General features: G+C 67.6%; 5 protein-coding genes and 1 pseudogene. 4 read left to right on the top strand and 2 right to left on the bottom strand.

Annotation, left to right across the window (positions count from 1 at the left end):
* Positions 1 to 212 precede the first annotated feature (212 nt).
* Positions 213 to 473, bottom strand: a pseudogene (locus AB0D57_RS47140) (transposase); the annotation flags it as partial.
* A gap of 42 nt (positions 474 to 515) precedes the next feature.
* Complete coding sequence (locus AB0D57_RS47135) at positions 516 to 1,127, bottom strand: TetR/AcrR family transcriptional regulator (RefSeq protein ID WP_362088676.1); 612 nt, start codon at positions 1,125 to 1,127, stop codon at positions 516 to 518.
* Between the two features lie 326 nt (positions 1,128 to 1,453).
* Here AB0D57_RS47135 and AB0D57_RS47130 point away from each other — a divergent pair, with 326 nt between their 5' ends.
* The 4 genes from AB0D57_RS47130 to AB0D57_RS47115 all read left to right on the top strand — a co-directional run bounded on the left by AB0D57_RS47130 (position 1,454) and on the right by AB0D57_RS47115 (position 4,743).
* Positions 1,454 to 2,161 (top strand): MBL fold metallo-hydrolase, encoded by a 708-nt coding sequence (locus AB0D57_RS47130; protein WP_362088678.1) that lies wholly within the window; start codon positions 1,454 to 1,456, stop codon positions 2,159 to 2,161.
* A 134-nt stretch (positions 2,162 to 2,295) separates the two neighbouring features.
* Entirely contained in the window at positions 2,296 to 2,538 is a 243-nt protein-coding gene (locus AB0D57_RS47125; protein ID WP_362088677.1) for a tyrosine-type recombinase/integrase, read from the top strand.
* Between the two features lie 74 nt (positions 2,539 to 2,612).
* Positions 2,613 to 3,446, top strand: a complete 834-nt coding sequence (locus AB0D57_RS47120; protein ID WP_362088675.1) for a M55 family metallopeptidase — start codon at positions 2,613 to 2,615, stop codon at positions 3,444 to 3,446.
* Positions 3,439 to 4,743, top strand: coding sequence for a M20/M25/M40 family metallo-hydrolase (locus AB0D57_RS47115; RefSeq protein WP_362088674.1), 1,305 nt, complete (start codon positions 3,439 to 3,441; stop codon positions 4,741 to 4,743). The genes AB0D57_RS47120 and AB0D57_RS47115 overlap by 8 nt, the downstream gene beginning before the upstream one ends.
* Positions 4,744 to 4,831: the final 88 nt, after the last annotated feature.

Raw genomic sequence — 4,831 nt, 5'->3', positions numbered from 1 at the left:
ACGCCCTCGCGGCCCTCCAGGCTCGAGTCCTTGCCCAAACAGGCGAGCCCCACAACAAGATCAAGACGACGTGTTAATGATCTGCAAGCCCTTAGATCCGGTGGGGGAGCGCAATGATTGCTCACGCCAGCCCCGTCCGGTCCGCGCACGACAGCGCACCCACCACCGCCGAACCCTGGAAGCGATCGCGTGGATACCGCGGCCACAAGAAGCCACGCCGTCACTCCGGAGCAGCCAACGGTCTCGGCCGGAACGTCCCGCCAGGCGACGCCGGTCCGCAGTACGCACATCACGCCCGCGAGCGCCGCCCGGTCCGGCACGCGCAGGCGTCCGGGGTATCGACGACGACGCTCGGGAACGGGCGGCAGCAGAGGAGCCACGCGCTCCCACAGGTCGTCAGAAACAAGATCAGCACGCACCCGCACAGCCTGCCGACCAAGATCACCAGGCGCGAGATTGTGGACTCGACTCATTTGAAACGATCAGTATGGAGATGCAGACCGTCATCCAGACATTCACTCGTTGGGCGCGGCCGTAAGGGCCACGTCCAGGAGCGTCTTGGCGGCTCGCCGAGCATCGGTGAACGCCTCCGTGTCGTCACAGGAGGCTGCCAGTGCGTTGGCGCCCTCGAAGATCACGGCGAGTTGCCTGCCGAGGCTCTCCGGGTGAGCTGCTCCGGCCTGGGCGGCTGTGGCCACCAGGCGATCGCGGAAGGCTTCCTTGTGGCGCTGCGCGAGACGGGCGACTTCCGGCAGCTCTCCGGCGCCCTCGACGACGGCGTTATGGAAGGGGCAGCCGCGGAAGGGTGTCGGCGAGTCGCTCTCCGGCGGGTCGAAGATCGCCAACAATCGCTGAACCGGAGTCAGGTCGCTGCGTTCCAGCACTGCTTCAGCGGCGAGCGGGTTCTCCGACTCGAACCGGCGAAGGTACTCCTCCACCAGCGCGTTCTTGGTCGGGAAGTGCACATAGAAGGTCCGGGTCGAGACGTGCGCAGCCTCCATGAGTGCCGCCACACCGGTGGCGTGGATTCCATGTGTGTAGAAGAGCTTCTCCGCCGCCTGCAGGATGCGCTCACGCGCTCCGCGCCCGCCGCGGGCCGCCCTGGTGATCGATGCTGATGCCGCCATACCCGCAAGTATAACGATCGCTTTACATCCGTCGTGAAGCAATGTAGCTTCGACTTCAGGTAAAGCGATCGCTTTACCTGGATGGCTGAGGAGCAGTGAACACAGCGCGTTCCGATCGCGGGAACGTCGAGAACCGAGAGGGCCACGATCATGAGCTCGACCGAACTCGCCTACGACGTGTTCATCGACGACCTGCCGCAGCAGGACAAAGGGCGCGCTTCCGAACGGAGAGGCGAGGCTGTTCCCGCCGTTGGCCAGCACCCTGATCTACGGCGCCGAGGACGCCGTGCTCGTCGACCCCGGCTTCACGACCGACCAGGCGCGCGCTGGGCGACTGGGTCGCTGGCAAGAACCGGAGCCTGACGGACATCTTCATCACCCACGGCCACGGCGGCCACTGGTTCAACACCAACGTGCTGGCGGAGCGGTTCGGCGCACGTGTCGTGGCGACGGAGGGAACGATCGGCCAGATGCACGCCAACGTCGCAGCGCGGCCGTTCGTCTGGGACGAGGTCTGCCCCGGCATTCCGGCGTCCCCGGTGACCGCGGTGACAGTGCCGGACAACCGGTTCACCCTCGAAGGCAAAGACCTCGTCATCGTAGAGGCCGGATACACCGACGCCTCCAGCGTCCTGCACGTCCCCGACCTCGGAGTGGTCGTCGCCGGCGACGTTATCTACAACGGCGCCCACCTCTACCTCAGCGAGACCTCGCTCGCGGGCCTCGATGCCTGGCGGCAAGCGATCGACCGGGTCGCGTCGCTGGGCGCCCGTTCCATCGTGGCAGGCCACCAGAACTCCGACCTCGACGACGCAGCCGCACGCACCATCGCCGAGACGCGCGAATACCTCGACGTCGCCGAAGAGTTGTTCGACACCCAGAAGACCGCAGTCGACTACTTCAACGCGATGGTCGAGCGCTACCCCGACCGGCTGGGACGCACGGTCCTGTGGGCGACAGCCCAGGCCGTGTACGGCATGCGCGAGAACCCCGCAGAAGACCCGGTCCAGTTCATCGTCGGCGGATGGCTCTAGTCTCCGCCGCAGGTGCACTCACCATGCTGATGCCCGAGGGGGGCGGTGCCCTCATCCCCCTGCAAGAGCTGCCACTGCGTCACGGCTTGCCCCCGCTGTCAATCGCCGAGTCGGGATGAAACGCCTTTCCTGGGATTAATCGCTCCCTTGAGAAGTTGGGCCTCAGGATCATTCGGCTGCACGACCTTCGTCATGGCGCGTCGAGCCTCCTGGCCGACACCGGTGCCAAGCCGCATGAAGCGCAGGCCGTCATGGGGCATAGTCACGTTGACACCACCATGTCGGTCTACACGCGCGCTGCGCTGCAGGCTCAACGTGATGCATTGGACAGGGTTGGTGCCTTGCTTGAGGTCGACGAAACTGATGTCAATAACTGATGTCAGCGGTGTGTACCTCTGTCGGGCACATGCCTCCTGGCCTGGGCATTGAGTGCCGAGTAGCGTGAGGCAGTATGAAGATCCTCATCAGTGCTGACATGGAGGGCGCCACGGGTGTGACCTGGCCGGCCGACGTGCTGCCGGGTACGCCGCAGTGGGAGCGTTGCCGTTCGATGTTCACCTCGGACGTCAACGCCGCCGTGCTCGGCTTCTTCGACGGTGGTGCCGACGACGTACTGATCAACGACGCGCACTGGTCCATGCGGAATCTGCTGCTCGAACAGTTGGACGACAGGGCGGAGATGCTGACCGGGCGGCACAAGTCGCTGTCCCTGGTGGAAGGCGTGCAGCACGGCGACGTGGACGGGATCGCGTTCGTCGGCTACCACGCGGGCGCCGGCATGGAGGGCGTCCTCGCGCACACCTACCTCGCCAACTCCATCACCGGCGTATGGGTGAACGACGTACGGGCGAGCGAGGGCCTGCTGAACGCGCATGTGGTCGCCGAGTACGGGGTACCGGTGATCCTGGTCACCGGCGACGACCTGGCCTGTGAGGACGCGCTCGGGTATGCGCCGGAGGCGCTGAAGGTCGCCGTGAAGGACCATGTGTCGCGGTACGCGGCGGTGTGCCGTACGCCCGCCAGGACCGCCGCCGACATCCGCGCCGCGGCCAAGGAGGCGACGCCCCTGGCGGTGCGCCACGCACCGGTCGAGGGCGGGCCGTTCACCGTGGCACTGGAGTTCGACGCCGAGCACCTGTCGATGGCGGCCACCGTCGTGCCGGGCGTGCGACGTGTCGGGGAGCGGAAAGTGGCGTACACCAGCGACACCATGTACGAGGGGATCCGTACCTTCAAGGCGGTCACCACGATCGTCTCGGCCGCGGTGGAGGAGCAGTATGGCTGACCAGCAGGCACTGGACGAGGTCGTCAGGTTCACGTCCGAGCTCATCCGCATCGACACCACCAACCGGGGCGGCGGGGACTGCCAGGAGCGCCCGGCCGCCGAGTACGCCGCCGCGCGGCTCGCCGAGGCGGGGCTCGACCCGATGCTGCTGGAGCGCACCCGGGACCGTACGAACGTCGTCGCCCGCATCGAGGGCACCGACCCGTCCGCCGACGCGCTGCTCGTCCACGGTCACCTCGACGTGGTGCCCGCGCAGGCCGAGGACTGGAGCGTGCACCCGTTCTCCGGGGAGATCCGCGACGGGGTCGTCTGGGGACGCGGCGCGGTCGACATGAAGAACATGGACGCGATGATCCTCGCGGTCGTCCGCGCCTGGGCGCGCGCGGGCGTACGGCCCCGGCGCGACCTCGTGATCGCCTTCACCGCGGACGAGGAGGCGAGCGCGGAGGACGGCTCCGGCTTCCTCGCCGACCATCATCCGGAGCTCTTCGAGGGCTGCACCGAGGGCATCAGCGAGTCCGGGGCGTTCACCTTCCACGACGGCGGCGGCCGGGAGCTGTACCCGATCGCGGCGGGAGAGCGCGGCACGGGCTGGCTCAAGCTCACCGCACGCGGGCGGGCGGGGCACGGCTCCAAGGTGAACCACGCCAACGCGGTGGTCCGTCTGGCCGCCGCGATCGCGCGGATCGGGGCGCACGAGTGGCCGCTGAGGCTCACCCCGACCGTGCGCGCGGCCCTCACCGAACTCGCCGCCCTGTACGGCATCGACAGCGACCTCGACGACGTGGACGGCCTCCTGGAGAAGCTCGGTCCCGCCGCCGCCCTCGTCGAGGCGACCGTGCGCAACAGCGCCAACCCGACCATGCTGAACGCCGGTTACAAGGTCAACGTGATCCCGGGGGAGGCCGTGGCGTACGTGGACGGCCGCTATCTTCCGGGCGGCGAGGAGGAGTTCCGCGAGACTCTCGACCAACTCACCGGACCGGACGTGGAGTGGGAGTTCCACCATCGCGAGGTGGCCCTCCAGGCGCCGCTGGACTCGGTGACGTACGCCCGCATGCGGGCAGCCGTCGAGGAGTTCGCGCCCGAGGGGCATGTGGTGCCGTACTGCATGTCGGGCGGCACGGACGCCAAACAGTTCTCCCGCCTCGGCATCACCGGCTATGGCTTCGCGCCGCTGAAACTGCCCGAGGGCTTCGACTACCAGGCCCTCTTCCACGGCGTCGACGAACGCGTCCCCGTCGAGGCGCTGCACTTCGGTGTCCGCGTCCTCGACCGCTTTCTGCGCACGGCCTAGTACTCCAGCTGTAGATCGTGATCTTGCTGGCCCCGTGCCAGATCTCGGGCCGAACTGATCCCCGTCTCGATTGGTCCGGTCCGATGCG

It is taken from the genome of Streptomyces sp. NPDC048275, from assembly GCF_040652275.1.
In the GTDB taxonomy this organism is placed as follows: Bacteria; Actinomycetota; Actinomycetes; order Streptomycetales; family Streptomycetaceae; genus Streptomyces.
Note: the sequence above shows the minus strand (reverse complement) of the source record. Positions and strands in the feature narration are given on the sequence as shown.

Coding starts and splice junctions, on each gene's coding strand:
- AB0D57_RS47135 (WP_362088676.1), bottom strand. CDS start 1,127: ATGGCGGCATCAGCATCGATCACCAGGGCGGCCCGCGGCGGGCGCGGA.
- AB0D57_RS47120 (WP_362088675.1), top strand. CDS start 2,613: ATGAAGATCCTCATCAGTGCTGACATGGAGGGCGCCACGGGTGTGACC.
- AB0D57_RS47115 (WP_362088674.1), top strand. CDS start 3,439: ATGGCTGACCAGCAGGCACTGGACGAGGTCGTCAGGTTCACGTCCGAG.